Source organism: Knoellia remsis (assembly GCF_003002895.1).
GTDB lineage: Bacteria > Actinomycetota > Actinomycetes > Actinomycetales > Dermatophilaceae > Knoellia > Knoellia remsis.
The window spans coordinates 77,938-95,921 of the sequence record NZ_PVTI01000001.1 but is presented as its reverse complement, the minus strand read 5'-3'; the positions used below and the strand labels follow the sequence as shown (position 1 = coordinate 95,921).

Genomic DNA, 17,984 nt, shown 5'->3' with positions numbered 1-17,984 from the left:
TCCGGGGCGCACCCATACCGACGCCCCTGGCCACGATCTGCGCCCCCGGCGTGAGGGGCGCAGCAACGCCGAAGGCGAGCGGGCGGCATACGGCGCAGGAACGGCCACGCGACCACCCCGCGCGCGGACGACCTCAGTCGAAGGTGAGGGTGGCGCCGGTGCCGGCCTCGAGGCCGAGGCTGTCGAGCCGGGCCGCGACGGCCTCGGTGGGCAGCTCGAGGGACTCGGCGAGCTCCTCGACCGACAGGCCGAGCTCGACACCGTCGCGCAGTTCCTCGTCGGCCTGTTCGGTCCACGCGTGGCCCTGCGTCACGGCCGTGCGCGCCGACGCCGACGGGGCGGGCGGTGGCGCGGTCGCGATCGGGCGCGAGTCTGTGGCGTCGACCTCGCCCTTCGCCTCGGCCTCGGCGACCGCGGCGTCCCCCATCGCCGTGCCCTTGACCGCTCCGGTGAGCCCGCGCAGCGCCGGGTCGGCGACCTCGAGCGGCGGCGGGGCGGTCGCATCGAGCCGCTTCAGGGCATTGAGCACGAGGTTGCGGTCCGCAGTGGGCCAGAAGGGAGGCAACGAGCGCTGGAGGAACCCGGCATACCGCGCACTCATCATCCGCGAGTCGAGGAAGGCGACGACGCCGCGGTCGTCTCCCCGTCGGATGAGGCGACCGGCCCCCTGGGCGAGCCGGAGCGCGGCGTGAGTCGCCGAGACGGCCATGAAGCCGTTGCCGCCCATGCGGGCGATGGCCCGTGAGCGGGCCGAGGCGAGCGGGTCGTCGGGGCGCGGGAACGGGATGCGGTCGATGATGACGAGCTGGCACGACGAACCGGGCACGTCGACGCCCTGCCAGAGGCTGAGGGTCCCGAAGAGGCAGGTGCGCGGGTCGCGTGCGAACTGCCGGACGAGGGTGGAGATCTGGTCCTCGCCCTGACAGAGGATCGTCAGGTCGCCCTCGAGGTCCTTGAGGCGCTCGCGCATCTCGTCGGTCGCCGCGCGGGCGGCGCGCATCGATGAGAAGAGGCCGAGGGTACGGCCCCCGGCGGCGCGGACCAGCGCCTCGATCTCGTCCATGCTCTCGGGCGAGGCACCGTCCCGGCCGGGCGGCGGGAGGTGCTTCGCGACGTAGGCGATCCCCTGCTGCGGGTAGTCGAAGGGGCTGCCGACGTCGAGACCGGACCACTTCGGCGACCCCTCGCCGCGCAGGCCGATGGTGCCGGCGACCGCGTCGAAAGTGCCGCCGAGCTCGAGCGTCGCGCTCGTGAGGACGACGGTGCGGTCCTCGAAGACCTTGTCGCGCACGAGCATCGCCACGCTCATCGGCGCGACCCGCAGCACGCTCCCCCGCCGTGGGTCCTTGTTGACCCAGACGACGTCGAGCTCGCGTTCCTCGAGGATGCGGGCGGCGTTCTCGTGCAGCTCGTCGACCGCGGCGCGGGCCATCTGCCGGGCGCCGTCGGGCTCCTGACCGGGTGGCGGCTTGAGCTCGGACTGCACCTGCCTCGTCGTGTCGCGGAGACGGCCGAGCGCGAGAGCGAGGTTGTCGGGGATCGCCGTCAACCGGCCTTCGGGGATCTCCTCCAGGACCGACTCGAGGAAGGTCGCGGCGTCGTCGATCGTCTCGCTCGAGTCCGCTTGTCTCCCAGCCCTTTTCGAGGCAGTGCGGGCCATGCCGGGGGTGACCTCGTCAGTGATGGTCGCGGTGACACGGTCGACGAGCTCGTGCGCCTCGTCGACGACGAGGACGTCGTGCTCCGGCAGCATCTGGCGTCCCTCGAAGGCGTCGATGGCCATGAAGGAATGGTTCGTGACGATGATGTCGACGTCCTTGGCGGCTTTGCGGGACAGCTCGACGAAGCAGTCGTTCACCATGGGGCACTTGCTGCCGAGACACTCCTCTGCACTGACCGACACCTGCCGCCAGGCACGCTCGGAGACCCCGGGGACGAGCTCGTCACGGTCGCCCGACTCGGTCTCGCCCGCCCACTCGCGCAGCCGGACGACCTCCTGTCCGAGACGGCCGGCCTGCTTGTCGACGTCGCCGACGCTGAGCAGGGAGCTTTCGTCGTCGTCGGGGAAGCCGCCCTCGAGCTTGTGCAGGCAGACGTAGTTGCGGCGGCCCTTGACGATCGCATAGGTCGGGCGACGGCCGAGCAGCGGCTCGAGCGCGTCGGCGACGCGGGGCATGTCGCGGTCGACGATCTGCGCCTGGAGGGCGAGGGTCGCGGTGGCGACGACCGCCGGGGTGCCCGTGTCGACGGCGTGCTGGACCGCCGGGACGAGGTAGGCGAGGGACTTGCCGGTGCCGGTGCCGGCCTGGACGAGGAGGTGTTCTCCGGTGTCGACGGCCTTGGCCACGGCGTGCGCCATCGTCACCTGGCCGGGGCGCTCGCTGCCTCCGACGCCGCTGACGGCGGCGGCGAGGAGGTCGTCGAGGGTCGGCACCGGGTCAGCCTATGCCGCGTTGGTTCGCCGCTCGTCCCGCCACCCACAGGTGCGTGCCGGAGGGGAGGAATTGGTGAGTTGTGCACGCACTCTCAGCGGACGGCATACCGGCGAGTCCCGTCCCGGAGCGTCCAATTGGGTGAGATCGGGACGGAAGGTGAGCGGACGGCATACCGGCGAGTCCCGTCCCGGAGCGTCCAATTGGGTGAGATCGGGACGGAAGGTGAGCGGACGGCATACCCGCGAGTCCCGTCCCCAACCGTCCAATTGGGTGAGATCGGGACGGGGGTGAGTGTGGTGGGGGTGGGCAGCCGGTCAGACGGCGCCGGGCTTCTGCATGAGGCCGCCGTCGGCCATGACCGTCGTCGCGGTGACGTAGGAGGCAGCATCGGACGCGGCCCAGCACACGACCTTGCCCATCTCCTGCGTGGTTCCGATGTAGCCAAGCGGGATCGCCGCCTCGAGCGCAGCGGTCTGCTCGGGGGTGTCGTCGGCGTTGATCGGGGTGTTGATGGCGCCGGGGCCGACACCGACGACGCGGATCCTGTCCGGACCGAGCTCGACCCCGGCGGTGCGGGTGAGCATGCGCATGCCGCCCTTGGAGATGCAGTAGGCGAGGTCGCTCGGCATCGGCCAGTCTTCGTGCGTCGAGGTGATGTTGATGATGACGCCACCGTCGCCCTGGCTGCGCATCTGCTCGGCGGCGAGCTTCGTGCCGAAGACGGCACCCTTGAGGTTGATCGCCATGAGGAGGTCGTACTTCTCCTCGGTGAGCGTCGCGACGGTCTCGCCGAACTCGACGCCGGCGTTGTTGACCATGACGTCGAGCCGCCCAAACGTCTCGACTGCGGTGTCGACGAGCTTGCGCAGGTCGGCGACCTTGGACACGTCGGCCTCGCAGCCGACGGCCTGCCCACCGGCGGCCTCGATGTCGCGGATGATCGCGTCGGTGTCCTCGGGCCGCGAGACGTAGTCGATGACGACCTTCGCCCCCTGCGCCGCCGCCTCGCGGACGATGCCCTCGCCGATGCCGGAGTTGCCGCCGGTGACGACGACGACCTTGCCCTCGAGCGGGCGAGCCTGTGCGCCAGCGGTTTTCGCGCCGGTGTGTGAGTCGCTGCGTACCTCGGTGCTCATGAGTCGATCTCCTTCTGCAGGTCTTGGGGCGTGGTGCAGATGAGGTGGGCGACGAGTGCCGTCCACCCGGTCTGGTGGGTGGCGCCGAGGCCGACGCCGGTGTCGCCGTTGAAGTGCTCGCTGAATGTCGGGTGGGCGTCCCACAGCGGCCCCGACGGGTGCTCGCGCGGCGTGCCCGGGCGACGCCCGCCCGCGCCGGCGCGGAAGAGTGAGATGAGCCGGTCCCTGATGCCGTAGGCGGCCTCCTCGAGCGACACCTGTGTCCCGGAGCCGGTCGGGAACTCGACCCGAATGTCACCGTCCGCGCTGTCGGCGAAGGTGAGCAGCGCGTCGAGGATGAGCACGTTGGTCGGGAACCAGATCGGCCCGCGCCAGTTGCTGTTGCCGCCGAACATGCCCGTCGAGGACTCGCCCGGGTCGTACTGGATGTGCACGCTCGTCTCGCCGAGGTCGAGGCTCTGCCCGCCGCGGTAGGCCGCCGAGAGGGAGCGGATGCCGTGCGGCGCGAGGAACTCGCCCTCGTCGAAGAGCCGCCGGAGCAGCGCCTCGATCCGCGGACGTGGAACCGGCGTGAGGGTGTAGTGCGAGCCGTCGCCGTCCTGGGTGTGCAGCAGCGCGTCGGTGAGCTCGGGCCGACGCTCCTGTGACCAGCGCAGCCTGGCCGCGAAGTCGGTGAGCTCGTCGAAGGACCAGCTGGGGACCTCGGCCACCGCGATGAGCGGGAGCAGCCCGACGAGGGAACGCACCCGCACCGGGTGGGCCTTGCCCTCGGGGTCGACGAGCATGTCGTAGAAGAACCCGTCCTCCTCGTTCCACAGCGAGACACCGTCGGTGCCGAAGTACTCCATGGCGTCGGCGATGGAGAAGAAGTGCTCGAGGAAGGTCGTGGCGAGCCCGTCCCACGCGCGGTCGACCCGGCTCAGCTCGAGAGCGATGCGCAGCATCTGCAGGCAGGTGAACGCCATCCAGCTCGTCGCGTCGGACTGCTCCAGCCGCCAGCCGGCCGGCACCTCCCGCGAGCGGTCGAAGACGCTGATGTTGTCCATCCCGAGGAAGCCGCCCTCGAAGAGGTTCGACCCGTCGCTGTCCTTGCGGTTGAGCCACCACGAGAAGTTGAAGAGCAGCTTGGTGAACACCTTGATGAGGAACGCCTGGTCCCGCGAGCCGTCGAGGACGTAGACCTGCCACGCCGCCCACGCGTGCACCGGCGGGTTGACGTCACCGAAGGACCATTCGTATGCCGGCAGCTGCCCGTTGGGGTGTTGCGCCCACTCGCGCACCATGAGGAGCAGCTGGTTCTTGGCGAACGCCGGGTCCATGTGGGCGATGGCGACGGTGTGGAACGCGAGGTCCCACGCCGCGAACCACGGGTACTCCCACTCGTCGGGCATGGAGACGACATCGGCGAGCGCGACATGCGTCCAGGAGGTGTTGCGCCCGTAGGGCTCCTTGGCCTTTCGGCTCTCCGGCGGCGGCGGTCCCGCCGGATCGCCCTCGAGCCACTCGCGCACGTTGTAGCGGTAGAGCTGCTTGCCCCAGTTGAGGCCGGCGAAGGCGCGGCGGGCGACGAGTCGCTCGTCGTCGGTGACCTGCCCGGGGATGACCGAGGCGTAGAAGTCATCGGCCTCGCGGCGACGGAGGGCGAGGACGTCCTCGAAGTCGTCGCCGAGGCCGGCGCCGAGCGGGCCCGGGTCGCCCGGCGTGCCGGGAGGCGGCGCACTGGCCGGTGTCGCCGAGTCCTGGATCACCGCGGGCGCCGCGGCCGTGGATCGTCCCGGCTCCCAGGCGTCATCACGCAGCCGGAGCCGGATGCGCACGGTCTCCCCCGGCGCGACAGCGTCGAAGCGGTAGCGGAGCCCGACCTTGGTGCCGCGGCCGTCGGGTGAGAGCAGGCTCCGGTCGCCACCGACGATCGCCGCCTCGACAGCGTTCTTGGGATAGGGGCTGAGGCTCTCGCCCGCACCGAAGCAGGCGGGCACGTTGGTCTCGTTGTCGCAGACGAGCACCTCCGGCGCCCCCTCGGCGACGAGCTCGACGACGCCGATGTGGGCGTGGGTGGCACGCAACAGCACCGTCCCGTCGGGCGCGTCGCCGACGACCTCGATGACCGGTGTGCGGGTGTCCCGGCCCCAGGCCCAGGTGTTGCGGAACCACAGCTGCGGGACGAGGTCGAGCGGCGCCGCCTCCGGCCCGCGGTTCGTCGCCTCGTAGGTCACGAGGACGTCGCCGACATCCGCCTTGGCATGCGTCGTCACGACGTCGAAGAACCGATCCTCGTCGAGCACACCGGTGTCGGCGAGCTGGAACTCGGGAACGTCGTAGCCGCGCGCGGCATTCTCACTGCGCAGGACGGCATACGGGAAGGCGCGCTGCGGGTAGCGATAGAGGTGCTGGGCCCAGCTGTGCGTCGGGGTCGCGTCGAGGTGCCACCAGTACTCCTTGACGTCCTCGCCGTGGTTGCCCTCCCCGTTGGTCAGGCCGAAGTAGCGCTCCTTGAGCCGGTCGTCCTGCCCGTTCCACATCGCGATGGCGAGGTTGAGGAAGCCGTAGCGGTCACAGAGCCCGGCGATGCCGTCCTCGCCCCAGCGGTAGGTGCGCTTCGAGGCGTGGTCGAAGGGGAAGAAGCTCCACGCGTCACCGTCGGCGGAGTAGTCCTCGCGGACGGTGCCCCACTGCCGCCCGGACACGTAGGGTCCCCAGGCGCGCCAGGGGTCACCGTCCTCCGGCGAGTCGAGGAGCCGTTGGTGCTCCGGGGTCTGCGGGCGTTCATCGGGCTCGACGGACGTCATGGCACCACTCTGTCAGGAGTCGACCTCGCGACGGCCGTGGGGGCGCGCCCTCGCGGGCCCACGAGGCGCGCCGACGACGAGGTCGGCGAGCGTGCGTGACCTACTGGCCGCGGTGTCCGTTCTCCTTGCCCGGCGGGGCCACGACCACCTCGATCCCGGAGGCCTTGACGGCCTCCTGGAGCGTCGCCGGCAGCGGACGGTCGGTGACGAGCGTGGTCACCGCCTCGAGGTCGACGATGCGCGCCAGGGTGACCCTGTCCAGCTTCGTGTGGTCGGCCACGACGATCGTCCGGCTGGCGCCCTTGATGAACTGGCCGCTCACCTTGGCCTCGGCCGGATGGATGGTGGTGACACCGCCGCGGACGCTGAAGCCGTCGACGCCGATGATCGCCGTGTCGACGACGATCTTCGCGAGCACGTCGTCGCTGAGCGGCCCGATGAGCTCGAACGACTGCGAGCGCGCCGTGCCACCGGTGACGACGATCGTGACGTTGGGCCGGATCGACAGCTCGTAGGCGATGTTGAGCGCGTTGGTCACGACGGTGATGCTCGCGTCGGCGGCAAGGTCCTCGCGGCGCACGATCTCGCGCACGACCTCGGTCGTCGTGGTCCCGCCGTTGACGGCGAGGACCTCGCCGGGGCGCACCAGTTGGGCGACCGCCCGGGCGATGGCGCGCTTGGCGTCGGCCTCCTTGGCGATCTTGTACTGCAGCGGCAGCTCGTAGGCCGACCCCAGCGCCGTCGCACCACCGTGCGTGCGAGTCACGAGGCGCTGCTCGGCGAGGAGGGAGATGTCGCGGCGGGCGGTGGCGGCCGAGACGCCGAGTGCCTCCTCCACGTCGGGGATCGACACGTGCCCGCGTTCGCTGATGAGCTCGATGAGGGCGTTGAGTCGTTGCTGTCGCATGAGGGTCGCAATCGTCGTGGGTGGGCGGCGCGGCGGTGGGGAGCGGGGCCCATGATACTTTTTCGAGCACCGCTTGTCCGCGTGAACCTGAGCAGAATCTCACTGATCCGGGCAGATTCACTCACCTTTCCGTCCACTCCTGAGCGGAGGCCCCATGGGCGCGTCAGACGCCGAGTCCGCCGACACCACCCCCGCAGCCGACGGCCCCTTCCCCGACCGCGTCGTGTCCGGCGCCGTCCACTACTTCCGTGTCCACCCGGACCTCTGGGAGGACCGGCTGGCCCGGCTCGCGGCGATGGGCCTCAACACCATCGAAACCTACGTCGCGTGGAACTTCCACTCGCCGGCGCCCGGGGTGTACGACTTCAGCGGCTGGCGCGACCTGCCGCACTTCCTCGAGATCGCCCAGGCGCAGGGCCTCGACGTGCTCCTGCGGCCGGGTCCGTTCATCTGTGCCGAGTGGGACTTCGGCGGCTTCCCTGGATGGCTGCACCGCACTGCGGGTATGCAGCTGCGCACCTCCGATCCCGCCTACCTCGCCGCGGTGGACGAGTACCTCGACGAGCTCATCCCGCGCGTGCTGCCGCGGCTGGCCACCCAGGGCGGGCCCGTCGTCGCGGTCCAGGTGGAGAACGAGTACGGCTCGTTCGGTGACGACACGGCATACCTCGAACACGTCCGCGACGGACTCGTCCGGCGCGGCGTCGACGTGCCGCTGTTCACCTCGGACGGGCCCGGCCCGGACTGGCTGGCGAACGGCACCCTCCCCGGGCTCGCCGCGACGGTGAACTTCGGCTCGCGGGCAGCGAAGGCGTTCGGCGAGCTCGAGGTCTTCCGCCCCGGAGAGCCGAAGATGTGCATGGAGTTCTGGCACGGCTGGTTCGACCACTGGGGCGAGGACCACCACACCCGCGACCCGCAGGAAGCCGCTCAGGTCCTCGACGACATGCTGTCCGCCGGCGGCTCGGTGAACTTCTACATGGCCCACGGCGGCACCAACTTCGGCCTGTGGAACGGTGCCAACTTCGACGGCGTCCTCCAGCCGACGGTGACGAGCTACGACTACGACGCCCCGGTCGGCGAGGGCGGTGAGATCACCGCGAAGTTCCACGCGTTCCGCGACGTCATCGGCCGGCATTTCGAACTCCCCGACGTCGAGCCGCCGCCGCTCCTGCCGCGTCTCGAGCCGCGCACCGTCGAGGTGGACCGGTGGGCGTCGTTCGACGACAGCGCGTCGTCGTGGGGCGAGCCGGTGCGCCGGCCGATGCCGGTGACGATGGAGGAGCTCGGCTCGGGTCGCGGGCTCGTGCTCTACCGCGGCAGCGTGCTCGTGCCACCGGACGGCCGCCAGCTCGTCCTCGACGACCTCGCGGACCGTGCCCACGTCTTCGTCGACGGCACGCGCGTGGCGGTCGTCGACGCGCCCGAGGCCGCGGCCGGCATACCGCTGACGCCGCGCACCGACGGTGAGCCCACCCCGGTGGAGGTGCTCGTCGAGAACCGCGGCCGGATCAACTTCGGCCCGCGCGTCGGGCGGGACCGCAAGGGCGTGTCGGGCATCCGCATCGCGCACCGCTTCATCCACGGCTGGGAGAGCACGGCCGTCGAGCTCGACGCCGAGGGGTTCACTGCCGGGATCTCGTTCGGCTCGCCTGACGAGGTGCCCACCGAGGGTCCGGTGTATGCCGCCGCGACCGTTGTCGTCGACGCGCCGGCGGATGGGTACCTGGCTTTGCCGGAGTGGGGCCGGGGGTTCCTGTGGCTCAACGGTTTCCTGCTCGGTCGCTACGACGCGGCGGGGCCGCAGCGCACGCTCTATGCCCCGGCACCGCTGTGGCGCGAGGGCGAGAACGAGCTCGTCGTCCTCGAGATGGGGACGCCGGGGAAGGCGATCGAGATCCGCGACCGGGCCGATCTCGGGAAGGCCGCCGAGTTCCGCGCCGAGTGACCAGACCGGCGGTCACGCCGGATGGGAGGATGGCCCGCGATGAGCCCGTCCTCCCCGCAGTCCTCCGCCCCGGCCCACCCCCTCGCTCAGCGTGCCCTGTCCTCGGTGACCACCGACGCGGACGAGCTGTATGCCGCGTTCGTCGAGTGGGCGGAGACCTCCGGTGTCGCGCTCTACCCGCACCAGGACGAGGCGGTCATCGAGGTCGTCTCCGGCCGCAACGTCGTCCTCGCCACGCCGACGGGGTCGGGCAAGTCACTCGTCGGGGTCGCGGCCCACTTCGCGGCGCTGTCCGGGGACCGGGTGAGCTTCTACACCGCCCCCATCAAGGCGCTGGTCAACGAGAAGTTCTTCGCCCTGTGCGAGGTCTTCGGCGCGGAGAACGTCGGCCTGCTCACCGGTGACGCATCGGTGAACGCGGACGCCCCGATCATCTGCTGCACCGCCGAGGTCCTCGCGAACATCGCTCTGCGAGAAGGGTCCTCGGCCGATGTCGGGCTCGTCGTGATGGACGAGTTCCACTACTACGCCGACCCGCAGCGCGGCTGGGCGTGGCAGGTGCCGCTCCTCGAGCTGCCGCAGGCGCAGTTCCTCCTCATGTCGGCGACGCTCGGCGACATGACCGCGATCTCCGAGGACCTCGAGCGGCGCACCGGTCGCGAGGTCGCCCACGTGACGACGGCCGAGCGACCCGTGCCGCTGAGCTTCACGTGGTCGCTCACGCCGCTGGCCGAGATGGTCGAGGAGATCGTCTCGACGCACCAGGCACCCGTCTACGTCGTCCACGCCAGCCAGCAGGCGGCCGCAGAGTATGCCGCCTCGCTGACGAACCTCTCGCTGCTCACCAAGGAGGAGAAGGCGGCGATCGCCGAGCGACTGGCCCCGGTCCGGTTCGCCGCGGGCTTCGGCCGGACGCTGTCGGGGCTGCTGCGTCGCGGCATCGGTGTGCACCACGCCGGGCTGCTCCCCCGCTACCGCCGCATCGTCGAGCAGCTCGCCCAAGCCGGGCTGCTCAAGGTCATCGCCGGCACCGACACCCTCGGCGTGGGCATCAACGTGCCGATCCGCACGGTGCTCTTCACCGGTCTGGTGAAGTTCGACGGGCAGCGCGAGCGCGTCTTCCGCTCGCGTGAGTTCCACCAGATCGCCGGGCGCGCCGGTCGGGCGGGCTACGACACGAGCGGGTCGGTCGTCGTGCAGGCTCCCCCGCACGTCATCGAGAACGAGCGCAACCTCGCCAAGGCCGGCGACGACCCCAAGAAGCTGCGCAAGGTGCAGCGCCGCAAGCCGCCCGAGGGCACGGTCGTGTGGACCGAGCAGACCTTCGACAAGCTCGTCGCGAGCGAGCCGGAACCGCTCGTCTCGCGCATGCGGATCGACAACGCGATGATCCTCAACCTCATGGCCCGTCCCGGCGACCCGGTGGCGGCGATCAGCCGGCTCGTCCGCGACAACCATGAGACCCCGCAGGGACAGGCCCGCCTCGCCCGGCGCGCGATCCGTCTCGGCCGATCACTCCTCGAATCCGGGGTCATCCAGCGCCTACCCGAGGCGGGACCGGGCGGCCGCACCGTGGACCTCACCATCGACCTGCCCGCCGACTTCGCCCTCAACCAGCCCCTGGCCCACTTCGCCCTCGCCGCCCTCGACCTGCTCGACCCCGAGTCGCCGACGCACGCCCTCGACGTCGTCTCCGTCGTCGAGGCCGTCCTCGATCCGCCCCGCCCGGTGCTGCGCGCCCAGGAGCGGGCGGCGCGAGGTGAGCGGATCGCCGAGCTCAAGGCCGAGGGCGTCGAGTACGACGAGCGGATGGCCCTCATCGAGGAGGTCACCCACCCGCAGCCGCTGCGCGAGCTGCTCGAGCCGGCATACGAGACCTATCGCCAGACCCACCCTTGGCTCCCCGACGACGCGCTCGACCCCAAGAGCATCGTGCGGGAGATGTGGGAGCAGGCGATGGGCTTCGGGGACCTCGTGCGCCGCTACGGCCTCGCTCGTTCCGAGGGCGTCGTGCTGCGCTACCTCTCCGACGCGTGGCGCACCCTGCGCCAGACCGTGCCCGAGGCGCACCACGACGAGGAGCTCGACACGATCATCGAGTGGCTCGGCGAGACGATCCGCCAGACCGACTCCTCGCTCATCGACGAGTGGGCCGCTCTCACCGACCCGGAGGCGGTCCGCAACGCCGCCGCCGCACACGGTGAGGCGCCACCGCCACCACGCCCGATCACGGCCAACGAGAAGGCTTTTCGCGCCATGGTGCGTCAGGCGATGTGGCGACGGGTGGACCTTGCCTCGCGCGATGACGTCGACGCGCTCACCCGGCTCGAGGCCGATGTCGCAGCAGCTGCCGACGACGGCCGCACGGTCGCCATGGACGAGGACGCCTGGGACATCGCCCTCGGTGACTACTGGGACGAGCACGGCTCCATCGCCACGGACGCCGACGCCCGTGGGCCGTCGCTGCTGCAGATCGAGCCGGCACGCGATGCCGTGCCCGGTCTGGAGGATGACGGGCCCCAGCGCATCTGGCGGGTGCGCCAGATCCTGAGCGACCCGGTCGAGAACCGCGACTGGGTCATCGAGGCGGTCGCCGACCTCGACGCGAGCGACCGGACGGGCGAGCTCGTCCTCGCCGCCACGGCGCTGCGTCGTCTCTGACCACATCGGCGCCCCCCGCACCCGCGCGCCGATCATCCCGCGCCAGCTGAGCCGGCCGCGCCGGCCGCGTCGTCCACCCACGCGGCGGGCGATCGCGGCCGTTCCGCGAGGCCCACCTCACGCCGTCTCCGGCGACGGCCCTCCAATCTCGTGCTCGTACGACTTGCCGACTCCCGCATCTCCATTAGAGTGACGCTCAGTCACAAGTGAGAACGCTGTACTCACTTGTGACTCATAGTCTCGATGAGGTTGGGAAAGGGTGTGGGGTTCGGATGAGGACGTCGTGGACGTACGAGGACATCGGACGTTGGGAGTCCGGTGGCCCGCATGTGGCGCGGCACCGCCTGCATGAGGACCCGGTCTTCGACACTGACGGGCTGGCCGCACTGCTCGACCGCATCCCGCGCGACATCGTCCACCCGTACACGATGGGCACCGACGTGACCCGGACCGACGAGTGGCAGCGCGGCCGCACGACCGATGTGCCCGGCGCCGAGCTGCTCGAAACGGTGGCCCGCGGACGTCTGTGGCTCAACGTCGTCGGCGTGGGGGACGCCGACCCGACTCTGGGTCGACTGACGCGCGGTCTCTACGAGGAGATCTCCGAGCTGGTGCCGGGGTTCGCCCCGACCTCGGTCAAGACGACGCTGCTGATCTCCTCACCGACCGCGCAGGTCTACTACCACGCCGACAATCAGCCGAACGCGCTGTGGCACCTGCGTGGCAGCAAGCGCGTCCACGTCTATCCGAGAGGGTCGCGGTTCATCGAGGCGCGTCAGCTCGAGGCGATCGTCGCCGGTCGCAGCGACGAGCAGCTCCCCTACGACCCGGCCTTCGAGGAGCACGCCTGGTCGGCCGTGCTCGAGCCCGGACAGGTGGCGTGGTGGCCGCAGAACTCCCCGCATCGCGTCGCCAACCTCGAGGGGCTCAACGTGTCGCTGTCGACGGAGCACCGCACACCCGCGTCGACACGGCGTGAGCGGATCGACGCCGGCAACCACCTCGTGCGGCAGCGACTCGGGCTCGCCCGGGTCGCAGAGCACGACTCTCCGGTGCTCGACCACGGCAAGGCCATCGCCGCGCGAGTGGACGGACGCATCGCGCGGGGCCGTCAGCTCCCCGGGCCGCGCCCCACGTTCGTCGTCGACCCGTCTCAGCCGACAGGAGTCCGGGAGCTCGCATGACGACCGCCTCCCTCGGTGGCCGTGCCACCGTCCGGATTCCCCGTGCCCAGACGGTCGACCTGTCCGCCGCCCTCGACTCCGTCACCGAGCTGCACGAGCGGCTCGGGGTGCCGGTGACCACCCGTGCCGACCACGTCGCGACCTGGAGCCGGCTGACCCGGACCCCCGTGACCGCGGTCATCGTGCCCGGCCCGGACGGACTGCGGGCAGCCGCGCTGCTCACGGTCCGTCGACGTGGGCCGCTGCTCGACGTGCGACTGGCTCTGGACGGGATCGCCGACGAGCAGCGCCTGCCCGCATGCGACCAGGGCGCAGCCGAGGAGCTCGCCGGCCAGGTGGTGCGCCTCCTCGACCATGCCCCTCTCTGGCGGCTCGATCTCGAGCAGCTGCAGCCCGGTAACCCCGTTCTCGCGCACCTCGAGACCGTGCTCGCGAGCCGGGGGCCCGTCGCAGTGGGTGCCGGCGACGTGCTGCCCGAGGTGCGCTGGTCGGGCGGCCGGCCGAGCGAGGGGTGGAGCCGCAAGAAGACCCGCCAGAAGGTGCGCCAAGCTGCCCGTCGGCTCGACGAGTCTGGCCGCCCGTGGAACCTCGAGCGGCTGCTCGACCCGGACGCGGTCCGGGCCGCCCTGCCCGCGACACTGGCCCTGCGCGAAGAGCGCGAGGTCGCCCTCGGTCGGGCGGACGACCTCGCCGACCCCCGCCGCCGGGAGCTGCACACCGCCCTCGTCGAGCGCCACCTCGAGCGCGGCGCCGTGGAGCTGTGGCAGCTCACGGTCTCCGGAGAGCTCGTGATGTATGCGATCGCCGTCGCAGACGGCGAGAACGGCGAGGTCCGCCGACTCGTCGACAGCCGTATGCGGCCCGGTGCGGAAGAGCTGTCCGCGGGCATTCTGCTGTTCGGGCGCATGCTGCAGGCCTGGTACGCCGACGGGCGGGTCGAGGTGGTCGACCTCGGGCGAGGACTCAACGACTTCAAACGGCAGATCCACACGGGCGATCGACCCACGGCGCACCTGCGAGCCTGGTCCCACCCTGCGCTCGCCCGGGCCGAGGACGTCACCCGTGCTGGCGCCGAGACCCTCCGCATGCGGCTGCGCCATCTGCGGGACAGCTCCAGCGCCGCCGCCGCGACGGTGCGCACGATGCGCCGCCTCCAGAACCGACGGCGCGGGACACCGGTGACGTGATGGCGGCCTACGACATCTATCCCGCATCCACCGTGACATCCACCGCAACCGCGAGCGCGGGAGCCGGGCTCGCCGCAGCACCCGGCGCGAGCCAGGCCCCGCCGCCCCTCGACGACACGGGCGCAGCGACCACGCGGGCCGACCGCCACCCCCTACCGCAGGGCCGCACCCCCCGGCACTTCTCCGCCGCGCCGCTGGTCCTCGTGGACCTCCTCGTGCCGGCCCTGCTCCTCGTCACGGGGTCGGGACGCGCCCTCGCTGCGGTGTCCCTGGCACTGGGGACCACCCTCGTGCACCGCTGGCTCGGCCTCTACCGCCGCCGCCTCACCGAGAACGCTCTCGACGACCTGCCCTACCTCGCCGTCGGCGTCCTCGTCGGAGCGAGTGCCGTCGCGGTCATCGCCGAGGTCGTCGACCCGCTCGAGCTGCGCCACCTCTGGGCCGTGGCCCTCGTCATGCTCGCCTGCATCGTCCTGGGCCGCAGCCAGGTCTACGCACACCACCGTCGGCAGCGACGCCGGCCCGGCGGGCAGGTCCGGCTGCTCGTCGTCGGTGAGGGTGAGGCGGCACAGGAGCTCAGCCGACGGGTCGCGAACAACCGCGACCAAGGCATCGAGCTCGTCGGCTATGTCGGCTCGCACCGGACCCGCGAGGACGCCACGCTCACGCCGCTGGTGAGCCCCGACCCGATCGTCCTGCGCGCGAGCGCGGTGGCCCTCGGCCTCAACCTCGCGCTCAACATGCTTCTCATCCCGCGGTTCGGTGCCGTCGCCGCCGCCGCGACGACGACCCTCGCCTACCTCGCCCAGGCCCTGGTCGCGATGCGTGGGCTGCGGCGCGAGCTGCGCCCGGACGGCGTCCGCCGCAGCCTGCTCGTCGCCGGAGCCGCAACCCTGCTCAGCGCCGTCGTCCTCGTCCTGCCCCTCCCCGCCCTCGTCGCGGTCGGGCTGGGTGGGATGACGTATGCCGCCGCGTGGTGGCTCGCGAGCAGCCGCTTCGACCCGGTGTCTTCGGGCTTCGTGCGCAACGCGATGGGGCGAACGGCATGAGCGCACTCGTCGCCTCCCCGGCCGCGCGACCCGCCTCCGGCCCCGCCACCAGCCCCGCCGTCGCCGCCGCGACCGTGCCGCCCATGACCCGGGCCGAGCTCCGCACCCGTCGGACGCAAGAGCAGACCCGATCGCCCGTCCTGGAACGGATGCTGGCGTTCTCGCTCGTCGCCGTCGTCGTGGCCACGCCGTGGTTCCCGAGCCTGCTGCCCGTCCTCATGCTCGGCCCGTGCGCACTCGTGTCGCTGCAGGCCGCCGCAACCCGTCGGCTGCGCCGTCCGCGGGTGCTCGCCGTGCTCGCCGTCGTCCCCCTCACCCAGCTCGTGAGCCTGCCGACCGCACCCGATCTCCCGCGGGCAGCGGTGCTCGCGATCATCAGCGTGCTCGGCTGGGGGTGCGCCGCGGCCATGGTCCAGCTGACCGACCCGCGTCGAGTCAAGCTCGTCCTCACCACCCTCCTCGTGGTGCTCGTGGCCGTCCAGGCGCAGGCGCTGGCCTCGACCGGCCAGCTCAGCAGCTCCGCCGGTGGGGCCGTCGTGAGCGGACGCCTCCAGGGGGTCTTCGCCCAGCCGAACGAGCTGGGTGCCTTCGTCGTGCTGCTGCTCCCGGTGCTCGTGGCCGCAGCGGTGCAACCGCGCCTCCACGCGGCGCTGCGAGGCCTTCTCGCGCTGGCCGTGCTCGTGGTCCTCGGCGGCCTCGTGATGAGCCTCTCGCGCGGCTCGTGGCTCGGCGTGATCGCCGGGCTCCTCGCGCTCGCACTCATGCTCCCGGCCGCGCGCCGGCCGCTCGGGCTCGGTGCGATCGCCTCGGTTCTCGGCCTCGTGGCCGTCATCGTCGCCGCCCCGAGCGGGGTCATCGGCATCATCGGACAACGGGTGGGCTCGATCCTCACCCCGTCGGCCTCCCCGTCCGACGAGCGTCCCTTCATCTGGCAGCTGGCCTACGACGTCTTCCGCGCGCACCCGGTGACGGGCGTCGGACCCGGTGGTCTGGAGCGCGCGGCGAGCGCAAGCACGTCGCCGGTGTCGGTCGAGCCACCGCTGCACGCACACAACCTGCCGCTCACGGTTCTCGCCGAGACGGGCATCATCGGCCTCGTCGGGCTCGCGGTCCTCGCCGCAGCGGTTCTGCTCGCCCTGGGTCGGGTGCTCCGGAGCACCGACCCTGCTTCGCGGATGTGGAGTAGCGTCGGCCCCCTGGCCGGTGTCATCGGCGCGGGGGCGCACGGGGTGATCGACTTCCCATGGCGGAACCCCGCGCTGACCTTGACCGCATGGCTGCTTGCCGGAGCGGTGGGCGCCAGCCCTCTCGCCGCGCCACGATTCACGACACTCCTGAGGAACATCGACTTCATGACGTCATCACCCGCCAGCGGCCGCGCCACCACCCGAGCAACCCGCACGAACGGACGTGGCCGCGTCCTGCCCGTCGTCGTCGCTCTGCTGGGCCTCTCGGCCCTCGCGGGAGCGCTCTACGTCATGCCGCAGAACTACAAGGCGACGGCGACGCTCGGCCTGCGCTCCACCGGTGACTCGCGCCCCCCGGCCGACGAGCTCAAGCTGCTCGCCCAGCAGTATGCCGTTGCGCTCTCGGCGGACACCGTCGTGGACCGCGAGCAGGCCCGCCTCGGGATCGCCGGCAAGCCGTCGGTCGACGCCAGCACCGACCCGGACACCGCAACCATCCGCGTCGTCGCCACGGCGTCGAGCCGACGCGATGCCGCGGAGCTGGCAAACGCGATCTCGTCGCGCGCCGATGAGAACCTGTCCCCGGACCGTGGCGTGAGCATCGTGCAGCTCGCGCCGGCATCGGCGGCACACGCCTCGGACAGTCCTCCGAAGCTGCTGGCCTTCGGGGTGGGCAGCGTCGTCGTGCTCTGCCTCGCGCTCGGGCTCTGGCTCCTGCGGAGACCGGCATGAGGGGCCGTACGCCGCTGGTGCTGATGTATCACGGGCTCGGCGTGGTGCCTCGTGAGCTGGACCCCGCGCACCTCTTCGTCCCCGTCGCGGCCTTCGCAGCTCAGCTCGACCGGCTCGCGTGCAAGGGCTTCGAGCTCATCGACGAGTCGGCCTACCTCGACGTCCTCGACGGCCGCGCAGCCCACCCGCGCGGCGTCCTCGTCACCTTCGACGACGGCTACTGCTCGATCCTCGAGCACGCCGCTCCGGTGCTGGCTCAGCGGGACGCCCCCGCCATCTGCTTCGTCTCGCCCGGCCTCGCCGGGCAGAGCGCCGCTCCGGCGGCCGCACCGGCATACCAGCTCATGGACGACGACGAGATGCGCGCCCTCGCGCAGACGCGGGTCGCCCTCGGCTGCCACTCGTGGACGCACGACTCGATGGTCGACATGAGTGACGCGTGCCTCGACGAGGCGACGACACAGGCCCGTGAGCGAATGCGTCAGGTTCTCGGTCGGACGCCGCGCACGTATGCGTACCCGTACGGCGACCACGACGCCCGTGCGCGGCAAGCGGTCCGAGAGGCGGGCTTCGAGTGCGCTTTCGCGACCTACACGGGCGGGGGGCGGTTCGCGATCCCGCGCATCGACGTCAACGCCGGTGACACGCCGCGCACGTTCGACCTCAAGCTGCAGCGCGCCTACCCCCTCGCCCGTCGCGCCCTGGGTCACGTGCCCCGGGTACGCAGCTTCGTCCACGACCTCGTCGGGCACGCCGAGCGGGTCTGAGA

At 71.6% G+C, this 17,984-nt stretch carries 11 protein-coding genes; 7 read left to right on the top strand and 4 right to left on the bottom strand.

Annotated features, from left to right (window positions below):
* Positions 1 to 133 precede the first annotated feature (133 nt).
* The 4 genes from BCF74_RS00410 to BCF74_RS00395 form a co-directional block, all read right to left on the bottom strand.
* Positions 134 to 2,434 carry an ATP-dependent DNA helicase gene (locus tag BCF74_RS00410; protein ID WP_106295991.1) on the bottom strand — a complete coding sequence of 767 codons (2,301 nt, stop codon included), beginning with the start codon at positions 2,432 to 2,434 and terminating at the stop codon, positions 134 to 136.
* A gap of 315 nt (positions 2,435 to 2,749) precedes the next feature.
* Positions 2,750 to 3,571 carry a glucose 1-dehydrogenase gene (locus BCF74_RS00405; protein WP_106295990.1) on the bottom strand — a complete coding sequence of 274 codons (822 nt, stop codon included), beginning with the start codon at positions 3,569 to 3,571 and terminating at the stop codon, positions 2,750 to 2,752.
* On the bottom strand, positions 3,568 to 6,360 hold the full coding sequence (locus BCF74_RS00400; protein ID WP_106295989.1) for an MGH1-like glycoside hydrolase domain-containing protein: 2,793 nt from the start codon (positions 6,358 to 6,360) through the stop codon (positions 3,568 to 3,570). The genes BCF74_RS00405 and BCF74_RS00400 overlap by 4 nt, the downstream gene beginning before the upstream one ends.
* A 100-nt stretch (positions 6,361 to 6,460) precedes the next feature.
* Entirely contained in the window at positions 6,461 to 7,267 is an 807-nt protein-coding gene (locus tag BCF74_RS00395) for a DeoR/GlpR family DNA-binding transcription regulator (protein ID WP_106295988.1), read from the bottom strand.
* A 154-nt stretch (positions 7,268 to 7,421) separates the two neighbouring features.
* Here BCF74_RS00395 and BCF74_RS00390 point away from each other — a divergent pair, with 154 nt between their 5' ends.
* From BCF74_RS00390 to BCF74_RS00360, 7 genes are all read left to right on the top strand, one after another.
* A complete protein-coding gene (locus BCF74_RS00390; protein WP_106295987.1) occupies positions 7,422 to 9,215 on the top strand; it encodes a glycoside hydrolase family 35 protein in 1,794 nt (597 codons plus the stop codon).
* A gap of 39 nt (positions 9,216 to 9,254) precedes the next feature.
* The gene (locus BCF74_RS00385) at positions 9,255 to 11,876 is read left to right on the top strand and encodes a DEAD/DEAH box helicase (RefSeq protein WP_106295986.1); all 2,622 of its coding nucleotides are present in this window, start codon (positions 9,255 to 9,257) and stop codon (positions 11,874 to 11,876) included.
* A 272-nt stretch (positions 11,877 to 12,148) separates the two neighbouring features.
* Entirely contained in the window at positions 12,149 to 13,060 is a 912-nt protein-coding gene (locus tag BCF74_RS00380) for a hypothetical protein (protein ID WP_106295985.1), read from the top strand.
* Positions 13,057 to 14,247, top strand: coding sequence for a GNAT family N-acetyltransferase (locus tag BCF74_RS00375; RefSeq protein WP_106295984.1), 1,191 nt, complete (start codon positions 13,057 to 13,059; stop codon positions 14,245 to 14,247). Before BCF74_RS00380 ends, BCF74_RS00375 begins: the two co-directional genes overlap by 4 nt.
* Complete coding sequence (locus tag BCF74_RS00370; protein ID WP_106295983.1) at positions 14,247 to 15,296, top strand: polysaccharide biosynthesis C-terminal domain-containing protein; 1,050 nt, start codon at positions 14,247 to 14,249, stop codon at positions 15,294 to 15,296. Before BCF74_RS00375 ends, BCF74_RS00370 begins: the two co-directional genes overlap by 1 nt.
* Complete coding sequence (locus BCF74_RS00365; protein ID WP_106295982.1) at positions 15,293 to 17,215, top strand: O-antigen ligase family protein; 1,923 nt, start codon at positions 15,293 to 15,295, stop codon at positions 17,213 to 17,215. The genes BCF74_RS00370 and BCF74_RS00365 overlap by 4 nt, the downstream gene beginning before the upstream one ends.
* Positions 17,212 to 17,982: a polysaccharide deacetylase family protein gene (locus BCF74_RS00360; RefSeq protein ID WP_106295981.1), complete on the top strand. Its 771-nt coding sequence runs from the start codon at positions 17,212 to 17,214 to the stop codon at positions 17,980 to 17,982. The genes BCF74_RS00365 and BCF74_RS00360 overlap by 4 nt, the downstream gene beginning before the upstream one ends.
* Positions 17,983 to 17,984: the final 2 nt, after the last annotated feature.